The sequence below is a fragment of the bacterium genome, from assembly GCA_012517375.1.
In the GTDB taxonomy this organism is placed as follows: Bacteria; Hydrothermota; Tepidihabitantia; order B3-TA06; family B3-TA06; genus JAAYVC01.
Map to the genome: position 1 here is coordinate 1 of JAAYVC010000018.1, position 14,442 is coordinate 14,442.

Genomic DNA, 14,442 nt, shown 5'->3' on the forward strand with positions numbered 1-14,442 from the left:
GACTGAAGGACACGCGGATTTAGGCATCTTCGATGCAAGCGGCGCAAGGGTGCGCACGCTCCTATCAAAGCGGGTTCTTCCGGCCTATTTCACTCTTACCTGGGACGGAAGGGACGAAAAGGGCATATCCCTGCCCGAAGGAGTTTACTTCGCCCGGCTTGAGGATGCTGCGGGCGCCCGGACTGCAAAGATTGTTTTGGTTCGATGAAAGTTTATAATATATTTTGGAGGATTAGTGCGTAGAGCGTTTGTTTTGTTTACCCTCTTGCTCCCGTTGGTAGTATTCGGTCAGCAAGGAAGCTGGACGGAGACATCGAGAAACGATTTCTCTGACGGCTGGTACGAGCGCGATATATACTGCTCGTACAGAGCGGTATCGTATGAGCCGGACTCAGGAGCCTTGGAGTTCGTTCCCCGTTTCGACTTCACCAACGACGGCTGGATAGACGTTGTCGTTTCGAACAAGCCTACTTCGGCAGGCTGGGATCAGGCTAAAAGAGACTGGATTCTTGTATACACTGGAGGAGCCGACGGCTTCAACACGCAGCGTTTTTTGCAGTACCCGACCTACAACGGAGCGGAGGTTGACGGAGCCGATCTTGACCTTGACGGCTACAACGACCTGGTCGTCTGTCATTATTATTCTCCTTCAGCCCCGAAGGTCGGAGCGCTGTGTATATACTGGGGCACCGCCGCAGGTCCATCTCCCACTGATACGACCATGCTTCCCCAGAAGCAGCAGACTGAAACCGTATACATTGCGGATGTCAACAAGGACGGATGGCTCGACATCATCGGAGGCGACTACGGCACCCAGCTAGACACGACTTTCAACGACTTTCAGGACTCAATAGCTATCTTCTGGGGAGGACCAAACAGGGCGTACTCGTCCTCAAATGCAACCTTTCTGCCCGCATGGGTAGCTCGCCATAACTTCCAGGTTGCCGATATGAACAAGGACGGCTATTACGATATTGTCGTAGTCAACTATTACCCGACATACGGCACGAAAAATTACATCTACTGGGGTTCAGGGACCGGTTTCAGCCCCAGCAACAGGGAAGAGCTGCCTATTCTGCCTTATTTCCCGCACGGCGCGAACGTTGCCGACTTCAACAAGGACGGATGGCTCGATTTAGTATTTACGGGAACAGGTTCATCCAATCAGGCTTACGTTTACTATGCAGACCCTGCGAGACCGAAAAAATACGAAGATCCTTTGATTCTCAATGCGGGTTCTGTGTTCGGAGGCTCAGCTTCGTACGACTACAACGACGACGGCTGGCTCGACTTGGTCTTCTTCAGGGGTGATGCCCAGGATAGTTCAGGCTTAAGCAAGTTCAAGCCCTGGGTGTATCTGGGAGGACCTGAAGGCTTCTCGGATTCGAGCCGCCTTGAGTTCGGCGCGCGCAAGTACAACATGTCCGGCGGTTTTCTTACAGATTTGAACAGAGACGGCATAAAGGATCTTCTCGTTCACTCGTGGGTGCTGTTTGATTCATCAGGTGTGCTCTGGGGTCCGGATTTTTACACCCATACTCAGCTCTATTGCAACGTTGACCATCACTCGCAGTGCAGGGACATGGGTCACGTTTACACGAGGGAACAGCGCGAACCCTACATATCGAATGTGTTCGACGCCGGCCAGGCCGTGAACTGGGATGCCTTTATTACTATTGATTCTACTCCCGGGACATCGAACATAAACTTCCGAGTCCGCACAGGTCCGACTCCAACACCCGACGCATCATGGACGGACTGGTTTCAGGCGCGCTCCAACGGGTCGATACCCGACTCCGTAAACGGCAAGCTCGCAATAAACAGGTACTTCCAATACGATGCAGGTCTTCAGTGGAGCTATCTTGCCGATCTGCCCGTGCTCTTCGAAGTAACGACTTACTGGGGACCATCCATAACGCTCGAACCCGATTACGACTCGACTACCTATCCCGCAGTCGAGATAACCTACCCAATGACGGTAACGAACGACGGTACGGTATCTGACGTTATCGACGTCACGACCGAGGGCACACTTCCGGGATGGACTCTTACGCTTTACACTTCAACGGGTGATGGGATGGAAGACTCGAACTCGGATGGGATACCGGACGTGGACTCCGTTTCAGGCAGCGGCGGCCAGAGTGTTTTCAGGGTCGGACTTACGCCGCCTTCCGACGCAATGGTTGGCGATGTCGATACAACTATTGTTTGGGTTCATTCAACGAACAATGAAACCGTTAGGGATTCGGCTTTTTTAATAACTCACGTGGAACCTATGCCCGCTTTGCTTCTCCTGCCCAATCAGGATTCATCGGCGTACAGAGGCCAGACCGTTCGCTACGCCTTGACGCTCACAAACTCCGGCAACGGACCCGATGTTGTCGACATAACAACAGAAGGGACGCTTGCGGGATGGAATGTGGACAGACGCTCAGGGATTAGCGCTCCATTGACCGACTCGGATGCAGACGGCGTACCTGACCTGGGCTCTGTACCAGGGGGAGGTGGAATAGCTGGACTCTTAGTGGATGTTACCATTCCGTTCACCGCAACAGAGGGTGAACGCGACACAACATGGGTCGTTGCGCATTCGTCGGTCGATACGGCGACAACATCCAGGGCAAGACTCGTCACGACCGTTCTTGTTCCGCCTGACACGGTGCCGGTTGTGGCATTAAGGATTGATCCTGATACGCTGGTGGAGACGGAGCCCGAAACTCCCGTCATGTGCACGCTGCGCGTTCAGAATCTTGGAAATAAGATAGACACTTTCGATATAGAGGTCGGATTCATTACTGCTAATGTATGGAATTACCGCCTGCTTGAAATATCCCTTGTCCCGCTGGGAGACCTGAATAGCAACTCGGTTCCGGATGTCGGAGCCCTGGTCCCTGGTTCGGGGAAAGAGTTCCTGTTTGAGGTTACGCCGCCTGCGGGAGTGGGAAACGATTTTACAGGCACTTCGGCTTTGGGCAATACGGCCATCGCAGTGTTGACTGCGCGCTCCTCGGTCAGGGACACGGTAACGGAGCGCTCGGAAGACACCATTCTTGTTATTCCGCTATTCAACGTGCATAACTTCCCCAATCCGTTTACCGGTCCTACGACCTTCTATTTCAGCCTGCCTGAGCCGGGGAAGGTGACTTTGAAGATTTACAACCGTGCCGGAGAATACCTGGCTACGGTTGTCGAGAATAAACCTTATGATAACCCAGGCGTCTATTTCGAACCCTGGGACGGGCTGACGTCCGAGGGCAGAAGACCAGCACCAGGCGTCATGCTGTATCATTTCAATTTTGTTCCAGATAACGAAGCCCACAGGGCTAGAAATGTAGTTAAGAAAGCGCTCTCGAAAGGAGGGAGCCAATGAAAAGAATACTCGTTATTCTTGCGATCGCTTCCGCAGCCTTCGCTCAATTCGGTGGCAACACAGGAACCACCGCTCATCCGCTTTTGAAGATTGGTTTCGGTCCGCGCGCCGCAGCAATGGGCAATGCCTACATGGGCATCGCGACCGACATCACCGCCCTCTGGTGGAATCCTGCAGGTCTTAATCAGCTAAACACTTACGAAGCCATGCTCTCCCACCACGAGTGGCTCAAGGGAATCCGCGACGAGTATGCGGCAATCATCTGGCCGCAGTCGCCTAAAAACACCATAGGGTTTGCCCTTAACTTCTCGAGCGCTTCAGGCATCGAGCACTGGGATGAGAACAACCTTCCTGTTTCTGGCGATTCTCTGATAGCGGCCTACGAGGCTTTATTCATGGCCTCCTACACGAGGCAGATTGGAAGCAACATCGGCCTTAGCGCAAGCCTGAAGGGACTTTACGAGAACCTTTACGACGCATCAGGTTTCGGCGGAGCCGTAGATCTCTCCTTCCATTGGAAGCCTTCACCCATATTCGGTTTGGGCGTCAGCCTTCAGAATCTTGGACCAGGCATGTTCTACGGCGGAGAAAGCTATATGCTTCCGATGCAGGCGCAGGTAGGAGCGGCTCTTACGTTTGACGATCTGCTTTACGGAGCCAACTTTCTGGCGGATGTCAGGGTCCCCATGGACAACAATATCAGCGTTCATGTTGGAGCGGAGGTCTGGCCGCTTGAGATTCTTGCCGCCCGCATAGGTTTTCAGTCCGGTCCCCAGACCATAGGCGAGTTGAATATACTTGCAGGTCTTACCGCAGGTGTAGGGCTTGTATTAAGCAACTACAGAATCGATTACGCGCTAGCTCCATACGGCCAGCTCGGCCTCACTCACAGACTCGCATTCATAGCCGCCTTCGGCGAACGTCCAAGGTACGGCGACGTTATCGTACGCGTAATAGACGCCGAGACGAAAGCGCCCATAGTAGCCCACTTGAATATCGAAGGCCTTGTTAAACTGGATAAGGATACGGACGAAAAAGGCGTCTGGGAACGCAAGGGACTTAACCCCGGAAAGATAACGGCTAAGGCGAGCAAGGACGACTACTATCCCTCCACAGGAGAGACACAGGTTAAGGCAGGTCAGAAGGCGGAACTTGTTGTTGCCTTATCCAAGATTCCGCCCGGAGGCATAGCAGGAAAAGTGTTCGATGTAAAGACCAACGATCCGCTCACCGGAACCATAACCTATAAGGGTCCGAACGACATCAAGGGCGAAGTCAAAACCGATGATCAGGGAAACTATACCTTGCCTGCGCTTTACCGCGGAGACTATGAGCTTCATGTTCAGCCTGATCATTCGAAATACTTCCCTCAGGATGCATCGGTAACCGTGGAACCGGACAAAAAAGCGCAGAAGGACTTTGCCCTGCTTCGTGAAAAGGAACTCATCGTCTTCCACAACATTAACTTTGAGACTGGTGAAGCGCGTGTACTACCCGATTTCTATACCGTGCTCGATCAGATAGGCCAGATACTAGCCGACAACCCTACTATTCAGGTTGAGTTGGGCGGTCATACCGATTCGAGACCCATAAAGACCCCTGATTTCAAAGATAACCTGGCTCTATCCCAGGGACGTGTTGACGCAGTGAGACAATATCTGATCGATAAGTTCAACATAGAACCCGCAAGACTCGTGGCAAAAGGATACGGCGATTCGCAGCCTGTTGCGTCGAATGAAACCGAAGAAGGCATGGCAAAGAACCGCCGTGTTGAGTTCAAGGTTCTGACAGGAATCGAGTACTACCACGAGATCAAAAACATCGAGGAGCGATAGAGACATCCTGGATATCAGATAATTCCAAGCGCCGGATGCTTGCTATCCTATCAGGATTTTATCCCCCGTGGTTTAGAACGCGGGGGATATTTTTTCTCCCCGCGGGCTTTTTTTCGCACACTGTAGCCCTAAGGCTCTTGCCGTATTGACAATATGTTTCTTGTATATATCCTTGCTAAAACAGTCTGAAGGGATTGTTCGATTACAGCAAACGGGATTAAAGGAGAGACATTGATAAACGCAATTCAACATATAGGATTCGGGGTGAATGACAGGGACCGTTCATGGTCTTTCTATCGAAAGCTCGGGTTCGACGTTCCCATGAGTCTTAATCAAAGCAGGGCGTCCCGAATGGAACCCCTGGTGGGAGGAGACTATGAGCGCAAGGTAGTGATTGCCGCCAACCTTCTGGGCGGCGCAACCTTAGAGATTTTTCAGTACCTTTCTACAGAGCCAAAGCCCTACCCAGTTGACTGGAACTGGGGAAACCCCGGAATGTCCGCCACGGCATTAAAAGTCCGTGACTTGAACAAAGCCCTTGATTTGTTCGGCGATATGCCGGAGTCGATTGTTTCACGACCGACGGATTGGCCGGCAAACCCTTCATGGAAAGCCGCACTCGTCAAGGATCCCGATAACCTTCTTATCTATTTAGTTGAGATACCGGGAATGCCTTATTCGCTTAAGCTCAACGGCAACTTCATCGGCGGTATTGTTTTTTCCACGGTGGCGGTAAGCGATATGGAGCGCTCTCTCGAGTTCTACCGCAACGTCCTCGATTATAAGGACATCGTATACGACTGGCAGGGCTACGACCCCATGCTATCCTCCATCCCTGGAGGAAACCGCAGGATGCGCAGGGTCATGCTTAAGGATTCCAGGCCTTCGACATCATTCTACAGCTTCTACCTCGACAGAGGTATGATTGAACTTGTGGAAGTCGAGGGCGACAAGGGCAAGCATATCTACAACGCAAGACGCTGGGGCGATGTGGGACAGATGGAGATATGCTTCGACGTACACGATATAAAAGCCACGTTCGATGAGTTGAAAAAGCGCGGCGCCGAACCCCTGCTCGAGCCTAACACAGAGGATTTCGATATGGGTCACGGATCGACCGCTTTCTTTGCCTACTTCAAGGATCCTGACGGCACCATGATTGAACTCGCTGAGGCGACAAAACTCAAAATAACGAACTCTATAGGAATAGATTTGAAAAAGCGCAAGCCGGGGAAAGCCTTGCCCAAATGGCTTATGAAGATGTCGCGCCATAAGAGATACAAGGATTGAATCCTTATTAAGAACAGACTGAAGCCGCCTTCAGGCGGCTTCAGTTTTATTTCGACTTATAAGGAAAACGAACTCTATAGTTCCAGCTTCATCTCATCACGTACCTCGCGAAAAGCCTTTATTGTCAGTGCTATGTCCTCGTCGGTATGTGCGGCTGTCGGAATCATCCTGCAAAGAACTACACCCTTGGGTACGACAGGGTACATTACACCTGAGATGAAAACGCCCTTTTCGTCGCGCATCTTGTGTATGAAGCGCATACCGGTCTCCACATCGTTTGCGGGTACGTATACAGGCGTTACGGGAGACTGCGTGTTGCCGAGGTTGTAGCCAAGCTCCTTGAGACCGGACTGAAGCTTGCGTGTATTTTCCCAGAGCTTGTCGAACAAACCTGGTTCGGATTCGATTATATCCAATGTTTTGATAAGCACTTCAACAACGACCATGGGAAGCGACTTCGCGAAAATCTGGGTCCGGGCGTTGTAGCGGATATATTCAATTACCTCATCGGTTGACGAACTGAACCCGCCTATGGCTGCAAACGACTTTGCGAACGTTCCGAAGTATATGTCGATATCGTCCTGTACGCCGAAGTGAGAGCCCGTTCCCCTGCCTTGCTTGCCCATTACGCCGAAGCCGTGAGCGTCATCCACGTAGAGCCTTGCCCCGTACTTATTCTTGAGCTTCACAACGCCGGGAAGGTCGGCAAGATCGCCCGTCATTCCGTACACTCCCTCGGTCATTACAAGGACCCCTCCCTCCCTGTTCCGGGTGGCCCTTTTCAATGCCCGCTCAAGACTCTCCATGCTGTTATGCTGAAACGGGATAAACTGACGCGTTGAAAATGCCGCATCCATCATTGAAGCATGTGCGAGCTTGTCTATTACTATTACATCATCCTTACCTATCATCGATGTAACCGTCCCGAGAACGCCGAGGTAACCGTAGTTGAAAAGAATCGCACTCGGCTTTCCGGAATATCGGGCAAGACGCTCCTCGAGCGCTATGTGGCGTTCGGTGTTTCCGGTCATGAATCTTGCACCCATGGGCGCGCCTACCCCCCATTTCGCTGCGGCTTCTTTAGCCGTCTCGATTAGTTCTGGCCTCTGGACAAGACCAAGGTAGTTGTTTATCGCCCACTGAATAACTGGCTTGCCGCTGAACGTCATTCTCGGTCCGGGCATCCCGTCAAGCACCGGTAGGGCGAAGTAGCGGTCTCGCTTTAGCCTGAAATACGAAAAATAACCGCCTTCCTCACCGCATTTGGAGAACAAATCTTTCATAGTTTTGTTATGGGTTCCTTTCAGAAAAGTCTTTCAATTGTTTCTTGCGTGATCTCATCGAGTCTCAGGGTAATGTGAGGCTCGAGCTTGTGTATTTTATAGTCTTCATAAAGCCTCTTCTTGCCGCCACCCGTGATGTTGAGAAGCACTACCTCTTTCTTGTCGATGGAGCCGGATTCGAACGCTTGTTTTAAAGCACCTAGAGCTACGGCTGCGGCAGGGTCCAGGTCTATGCCCTCCAGCTCTTCGAAGCGGCCGCCTGAAGCAGATGCTTCCTCGTTCGTTACGGAATACATAAGACCGTTTGTTGCCGTAAGGGCGTCGAATACGCCTCCGCGGATTCCGTATGGCGGCTTGCGGTTGGAGAGAACGTGTGCGGATATCTGCGAGACCTTCTCTTTGAGAGCTGATTCTTCAATCTCGGGAAGTATTCTTGAGCCTTTTTTCCATGATTCCGTCATCGGCGTAAAGGGGTAATTCTGAGCAAGATGAAGCTTCATTTTCGCACTGCCGTATCGACCGTCGCGTACGAGTCTTTCCGAAGCTTCCCAGGCCGCTATTCCGCCGGTTCCCGAGCCGACTGCCTGGAAATAGTGGTCGGGAATCCTGCCTATTTCGAGAGCCGCAGCAAGAAGTGCGGTTCCCATTCCATCCCTGCGCGCGACGTTCTTCGCCCCTCCTTCGGGTATATACCCCGGAAGTTTGGATATCATATCTGCAACTTGAATCGCGTCGAGATAGTCGGCACCGCCCGTCACAGCAACTAGTCTTACGGAACTCGAAAAAGCCCTGGTGGACCAGATGCAGTCGAGTCCGGCTTCGTGAACAACGAGTAAGAGAGGGATTTCGTTCACGGAGCACAGCTCGGCGAACGCCCTTGCGGTATTACCTGCCGATGCGACAACCAGGGTCTGAGATGATTCCTCAAGCCGCGAACAAACAGGCGGGGCTTCAAGCTCCTTGAAAGTGCAGGTCTTCATGTTTGCACCGCGTTCGGGCCAGTAGCCGGAGAAAACTATCCAGAGATTCTCGAGTCCGACTTCAAGCGCTAACGCTTCGCTCTTGAAAACAACGGGGATGGAATCCGTTTTAATGTAGCGTCTGAGTGGCAGCCAGTCCTTGAATATGAACATTCCGTTCGAACTTCCTTTTATTGACAGCCGGACATTACGGTAATCAGCCCTGAGCAGGGACGGCGAATGCCCCTCATCGCAGGAAAGAAGGTGATTGTCCTTCTCGAATACCTTGCCGCACTCGAGGCATTCGAGTCTATACGATGTAGGCTTGAAATCCGCGTTCATTTTTTCTTATGTTTTAAGAGCAAGAAGCCCCCCGAGAAGGAGAACCATAACCAGCGTAACGAGAGCGACGCTCGTTTCGGCGGCTATCCCGACAACAAAAGGCTTCCAGCCCGTTTTAGCCATATCCGAGAATCTCGTTCTAAGGCCTACGCCGGCGAACGTGAACAGAAAAGCCCAGCCCTCCAGCGATTTTATGGATGCAAGCATTGCAGACTTCTGTCCTCCGAACACCCCGACCGAAGCGAGCACGGCGAACAACACGAAACCGAGAACGAACTTGGGAAACTTCTGCCAGAGGAACTTGCCCTTGTGGTCTATCTGCTTGGCCATGCCCTTTGACGCATAGTAGATGGCGAATCCGAGGATAACGAAACCCATAAGCGCATTGCGGCACATCTTTGTTATGGTTGCCGCCTCTAGCGCGCCTGACGCGCTTTTTACCTGATCATAAAGCTGCCCGGTCGCTATCGCCTCTGCGGTGTTGTCGACGGCAAGACCTGCCCAGACCCCGAACAGGCTTTGATTCATGTGCAGGAGTGCGCCGATGAGAGGATAGACTATCATTGCGGCGGCGCCGAAGATGAGAATTACGGCAATCGCATAGTTTGCCTCTTCCCTCTTCGCATTTATTGCGCCTGTGGTCCCGATTATCGCAGATACGCCGCAGATGCCGACCCCGACGGACAGAAGAGAACCTATCCTTTCGTCAAGCTTGAACAGCCTCGCTATAAGGGTAACAAAGAAGATTGAGAAGAGTATCTCTACAACGACCATACCGAGACCGAGTCCGCCCAGTTTTAGCAAGTCCGATATGAGTATCCTCGCGCCAAGGAAAACTATGCCAAGCTTCAAAAGAAACTCGTAGGCCTCAAGACCGGGAGCAAGGAAATCCGCCAGGCCCTTGATTCGTTCTATCAGCAGGTTGTTGATAAGCATACCGATAACAATTGCAATGATTACGTTCGCTCCGAGAATAGCCTTAATCCATTCTACGTGTACGACTTTCTTGAAAAGCTCGGAGAGGTAAAGCGAAACAAGACCGATTACAATTAAAAGCAACAAACCGGATATGAAACCCCATACGCTTTTCTTTTTTTCGCCCATTTCAGCCCCCCGGGAGCATGAATTTTAGAAGCGAGCTGAATGGTATCTCTGGTGTTCCGCCCAGCCATTGCCAGATAAGTAATCCCAGAGTCAGGACGCAAGCGACAATAAGAGCCCACCAATCCAGATGCATCTTGACGGACTTTCTTTCATCCGCCGCCCTTTCGATTTCGTTGTTTTTAGAAGCCATGTATCCTCCGGTTTTGCGATTTTCAGCCGCATCAATTCGACTACAAGTCATTAAGTGCAAATAGTACAATTTTTTTCCAGGATGTCAAGACTTTTCAAAAGGATGTTTAGTGAGCTTAATTGAATGTTAACTTAGTTTACTTTTAACTAGCTGATATATTTTCAAACCTCGAAGTCTGAACCCATTGCAAAGAGCGAAGCCAGAATTCAATTCATTTCTGGATGCTTTTGACCATCCTGTAGACCCCGGCAAACCCGAACCGTCTTTTCAGCCACGGCGATTCCAGGACATCGGCAATGGAGTATCCCAGGCTCTTGTAGAGGCTTATGGCAGGCCGGTTGTTCTTGCTTACGCCAAGGCTTATGCTTGCGTATTCTTTCATGTTGGCTACGTCTTCCGCCTCCTTCATGAGAAGCCTGCCTATGCCCTGTCCCCTGAACGAAGACACCACTGCGACCTGAGCTACGAACAGTTCGTTTTGAGACGGTTCGGGGTCCATCAATCCCTGGCGCAGATATAATGGAAGACGATAGAATAAGAAAAGAGGCCCTGCAAGACGAACCAGTTCGGCGCCCGTTTGCGCATAAGCGTTGCGGATTATATCTCTGTCGTGCAGAACGAGAATGCCTGCAACCTTTCCTGATTTTTCTGCCATTCTTGCGTATTGAAAGCTCGAAATATTCCCCCGCCTTGCGAATAGTCTTGATATTAATGACGTAGCTCTTGCCTCTGAGCCGTAAGCAAGGTTGAATTGTATCGGACCGGTGGAATATATTAAGGGTGCAGCCGCTGCGGCGTCATCGGGCTTTGCCTTTCTGATTTTAACGCCATCCATAGGACAATATACATCCTTTTTGCTTTAATACAAGAGGGAGGGACTCGAGCCCCTCCCTGCAAATCTGCTAGGATACGCGGTTAAAGCTTCTTTAAGCTTACGTTCCCGTTCGAGCTTTCGAGCTCGATGTTTCCTGAGCCGTCGCCCATTGTTCCTTCAAAGAGATTGTCCTCCATCTTCGTGACCTGAACGTGAAGGTCGGAATCGACGCTCAAATCGCCGTTCGACGTCTGCATTCGAATAGCGGCGCCTACAGAATCGGGAATAAAAAGGGTAAGCTTGCCGTTGGATGTTTTGAGGTTGCAGGACCCGTCCGTCTTCGGCATCGTGACCCTGGCGTAGATCTCGCCGTTGGAAGTCACACCCTTTGCGTCTCCCTTATGATTATCTATTGTTATTGGCCCGTTAGAAGTGCTAAGATCAGCTTTTCCTGACGTATTGTTCGTGTTTATCTCGCCGTTCGATGTGCTCAGAAGCAGACCATTCTGGTTGCCTTCGACCGTTATCTTGCCGTTGGAGGTTTCGTAATCGACATAGAGGGATTCGGGAAGACTGATGGTAGCATTGCAGCCGTAGCTCCGGCCGGTAATCTGGGGGATATCAACATAAATCCTTAGAATCTTTGCAGTGGTATCTTCCGTTACATGCACCACAACATCCGGAAGATGGTTTTTTGCATCGACGGACGTAATGCCCGTAGCCCAGCGCTCAAGGGTTACTTTTATGACTGTATCGCCCTGGACAACCGTTGACTCTATCTCTCCGTTTTCCGTTTCTATCTGAAGCTGGCTGTAGTTTGATGCCTTATAAGACTCGGTATCCTTTTCGTATTCCTTAAAAGCGTAGTTCGGCAGGCATGAAAGGAAAAAAACGCCTGAAAAGACGGTCAGAACCAATAATTTCTTCAAGATTCCTCCTTTATTATCGGATAGTATAGCATTATCGATTGTCGTGTCAATAGACTAATCTAGAATCGCTTAAAGGATTCTTACCGCGCTAAGACAAAATATCTGAGCCATATGTATATGCTTGAAAGGATGAGGGAAATGATAGTTGTAGGCATTCCCTTTTTAGCGAACGCCCAGAAGCTGATTTTATGCCCCGATTTGTTCGATATGCCCGCGATAACCATGTTTGCGGCAGCGCCGATAAGGGTTCCGTTGCCTCCGAGGCAAGCGCCTAGCGCAAGCGCCCACCATAGGGGTTCTATGGGCTGCACCCCCTGCGATGCAAGCCCCCTTATGACGGGAAGCATGGCAATAACGAAAGGCACCGAGGATGTAACGAACGTTAAAAGAGCCGAGCCCCACAGGATTATCATGGAAAGGAGAAAAACCTTGCCCATGTTTGCCGCAATGATTATTCTCAGAAGCTCTTTGATTACTCCCGTCGATTCCAGCCCCGAAATCATTATGAACATGCCGATAAAGAAGAAAAGCGTGTGCCAGTCGATCTCTGCCAGTATGGTTTCAATAGGGTCTGTTTTCTTTTCTCTCGGCGGCAGCTGCGATGCAAGGAGAAGAAGCCCGGCGCCTCCCAAAGCTATCGTCGCAGGCATCAAATGTAGCGCCTCGTGAAGAACGAACATGACGATTACTATCCCCAATATTGCCAAGGACTTCCATACAAGGTACTTATCGCGTATCGCTTTACGGGCATTGAGATCGTTAAGGGCGGCTACGTTCGGGGTGCGTGAACGAAGCTCTTTTCCGAAGAGAAAAGTGGAACTCAACAAAAACACCACAAGCACGAGCATCACGATTGGCGTAAGATGGATTATGAAGTCGTTGAAGCCGAGTTTAGCGGCGCTTCCGATAATGATGTTGGGCGGATCGCCTATCAGCGTCGCCGTTCCTCCGATGTTTGAGGCAAGCGCCTCGGAGATCAAAAAGGGAAGGGGGTCGACGCGCAATGTCCCGGCAATAAGAAGCGTAATGGGCGCAATTAAAAGTACAGTCGTAACGTTGTCCAGAAATGCCGATATGACCGCGGTGAGAAGAGAAAGAACAATCAATAAAAGCAACGGCCGTCCCTTGGAAAGCTTTGCTGAGGAAATGGCGAGCCACTCAAAAAGGCCCGAACGCTTTATGATGTTTACGATGATCATCATGCCTGCGAGGAGGAAGATGACGTTCAAGTCTATGTGAAGGAAGGCGTCGGCTTGATCGATGGACCCCACTATCAGCATTAAGGCTGCGCCCACAAGTGCTACGACGGTGCGGTCGATTTTTTCCGTGGCTATAGCTATATAGGACGCTACGAATATAGCAATGGCAACCCAGGCTTGCGTGGTCATGATATCAGGTACGCATCACCTTTGTTATGATGTCTCTCAGCGAAACCACGCCGAAATACTTTCCCTCTTTAGTCACGACGAGCGCGTTCTCCGAGCGGTGAAGGAGAACGCTCGTTATTTCTATTATCGATGCGCTGTCGTCTGCGGCGGCAAAATCCCGAACCATGACCGAGGAAACAGGCATCTTGTCCTCCTCCTGAAGAAACCTGTCGAAGGGTTCGAACTCAGAGATGAACCGAAGGTCGCCTATCATGCGGGCGTATTCGGGCATTGCTGCCTGAAGAAGATCGTAGCATCGCAGGATTCCGACCACTTCGTTTTCGGCATCAAGCACGGGCAAAGTCAGGGTTTCGTTGCGGAAGAAGAGATCTGCAGCTTCCTTGAGATTCATATCCTCCCGCAGAGTCTCAACCCTGCGAGCGATGTCACCCGCGTAAAGACGTTCAGTAACCAGAAGGTTGGTTTTTTTAATAGCGTTCAGCACCTCGGAGGGACTCGAGGCCGAAGCAAGCTCAACGTGGATTTCCTCGCTTAAAGCGAGCCGCGCTAGAACTCCGAGGGTCTTTAGATACAGTTTGGATACCTTCTTCTGTTCAAGAAGCAGGAAGATAATCCTTAAAGGTTCACCGTCCGGTGTGTGATCGCCAAGACCGTCCGGAAAGATGCCTATGCCGACTACAAGTTCGGAGATTTCGTTCGAGCGGGCATGCGGCAGTGCAATCCCTCTCCCTGCAATGGTTGAAACGAGCTTCTCGCGCTCAAGAACCTCGTCGATTATGGCTTTCTGGCTCTGTTCGGATCTATCGGCCAGCACACGAGGAACCAAAAGCCTTATGGCTTCGGAGAGGTTTGTCGCTTTAAGCCCGCAGAAGACTCGCTCGGGTCTTATTAGATGTATAAGTTTCATTTTTTATCTCGACAAGTTTAGGCGATTCCCG

12 protein-coding genes are annotated in these 14,442 nt (G+C 51.0%); 4 read left to right on the forward strand and 8 right to left on the reverse strand.

Annotation, left to right across the window (positions count from 1 at the left end):
• From GX441_02340 to GX441_02355, 4 genes are all read left to right on the forward strand, one after another.
• A partial coding sequence (locus GX441_02340; protein ID NLI97482.1) for a hypothetical protein occupies positions 1-208 on the forward strand: 208 nt, incomplete at its 5' end.
• A 27-nt stretch (positions 209-235) separates the two neighbouring features.
• Positions 236-3,370: a hypothetical protein gene (locus GX441_02345; GenBank protein ID NLI97483.1), complete on the forward strand. Its 3,135-nt coding sequence runs from the start codon at positions 236-238 to the stop codon at positions 3,368-3,370.
• On the forward strand, positions 3,367-5,205 hold the full coding sequence (locus tag GX441_02350; protein NLI97484.1) for a PorV/PorQ family protein: 1,839 nt from the start codon (positions 3,367-3,369) through the stop codon (positions 5,203-5,205). Before GX441_02345 ends, GX441_02350 begins: the two co-directional genes overlap by 4 nt.
• 231 nt (positions 5,206-5,436) lie before the next feature.
• Entirely contained in the window at positions 5,437-6,495 is a 1,059-nt protein-coding gene (locus GX441_02355) for a VOC family protein (GenBank protein ID NLI97485.1), read from the forward strand.
• A 74-nt stretch (positions 6,496-6,569) separates the two neighbouring features.
• On the opposite strand, the gene GX441_02360 is transcribed toward GX441_02355, so the two are convergent.
• The 8 genes from GX441_02360 to GX441_02395 form a co-directional block, all read right to left on the reverse strand.
• Positions 6,570-7,778 carry a pyridoxal phosphate-dependent aminotransferase family protein gene (locus tag GX441_02360; protein ID NLI97486.1) on the reverse strand — a complete coding sequence of 403 codons (1,209 nt, stop codon included), beginning with the start codon at positions 7,776-7,778 and terminating at the stop codon, positions 6,570-6,572.
• Positions 7,779-7,798: 20 nt separating this feature from the next.
• The gene (locus GX441_02365) at positions 7,799-9,079 is read right to left on the reverse strand and encodes a cysteate synthase (protein ID NLI97487.1); all 1,281 of its coding nucleotides are present in this window, start codon (positions 9,077-9,079) and stop codon (positions 7,799-7,801) included.
• A gap of 6 nt (positions 9,080-9,085) precedes the next feature.
• The gene (locus GX441_02370) at positions 9,086-10,183 is read right to left on the reverse strand and encodes a putative sulfate exporter family transporter (GenBank protein NLI97488.1); all 1,098 of its coding nucleotides are present in this window, start codon (positions 10,181-10,183) and stop codon (positions 9,086-9,088) included.
• 1 nt (position 10,184) lies between these two features.
• Positions 10,185-10,424, reverse strand: a complete 240-nt coding sequence (locus tag GX441_02375; protein NLI97489.1) for a hypothetical protein — start codon at positions 10,422-10,424, stop codon at positions 10,185-10,187.
• A gap of 160 nt (positions 10,425-10,584) precedes the next feature.
• Positions 10,585-11,208 (reverse strand): GNAT family N-acetyltransferase, encoded by a 624-nt coding sequence (locus GX441_02380; GenBank protein NLI97490.1) that lies wholly within the window; start codon positions 11,206-11,208, stop codon positions 10,585-10,587.
• An 80-nt stretch (positions 11,209-11,288) separates the two neighbouring features.
• Positions 11,289-12,116 carry a DUF4097 domain-containing protein gene (locus GX441_02385; GenBank protein NLI97491.1) on the reverse strand — a complete coding sequence of 276 codons (828 nt, stop codon included), beginning with the start codon at positions 12,114-12,116 and terminating at the stop codon, positions 11,289-11,291.
• An 80-nt stretch (positions 12,117-12,196) separates the two neighbouring features.
• Complete coding sequence (locus tag GX441_02390; GenBank protein ID NLI97492.1) at positions 12,197-13,504, reverse strand: ArsB/NhaD family transporter; 1,308 nt, start codon at positions 13,502-13,504, stop codon at positions 12,197-12,199.
• 4 nt (positions 13,505-13,508) lie between these two features.
• Positions 13,509-14,411, reverse strand: a complete 903-nt coding sequence (locus GX441_02395) for a PTS transporter subunit EIIA (GenBank protein ID NLI97493.1) — start codon at positions 14,409-14,411, stop codon at positions 13,509-13,511.
• Between the last annotated feature and the right edge of the window lie 31 nt (positions 14,412-14,442).

Bases quoted from the DNA above. Each gene is read 5' to 3' on its own strand.
- GX441_02370 (NLI97488.1), bottom strand. From the start codon at position 10,183: ATGGGCGAAAAAAAGAAAAGCGTATGGGGTTTCATATCCGGTTTGTTG.
- GX441_02380 (NLI97490.1), bottom strand. From the start codon at position 11,208: ATGGATGGCGTTAAAATCAGAAAGGCAAAGCCCGATGACGCCGCAGCG.
- GX441_02395 (NLI97493.1), bottom strand. From the start codon at position 14,411: ATGAAACTTATACATCTAATAAGACCCGAGCGAGTCTTCTGCGGGCTT.
- GX441_02390 (NLI97492.1), bottom strand. From the start codon at position 13,504: ATGACCACGCAAGCCTGGGTTGCCATTGCTATATTCGTAGCGTCCTAT.
- GX441_02365 (NLI97487.1), bottom strand. From the start codon at position 9,079: ATGAACGCGGATTTCAAGCCTACATCGTATAGACTCGAATGCCTCGAG.
- GX441_02350 (NLI97484.1), top strand. From the start codon at position 3,367: ATGAAAAGAATACTCGTTATTCTTGCGATCGCTTCCGCAGCCTTCGCT.
- GX441_02360 (NLI97486.1), bottom strand. From the start codon at position 7,778: ATGAAAGATTTGTTCTCCAAATGCGGTGAGGAAGGCGGTTATTTTTCG.
- GX441_02375 (NLI97489.1), bottom strand. From the start codon at position 10,424: ATGACTTGTAGTCGAATTGATGCGGCTGAAAATCGCAAAACCGGAGGA.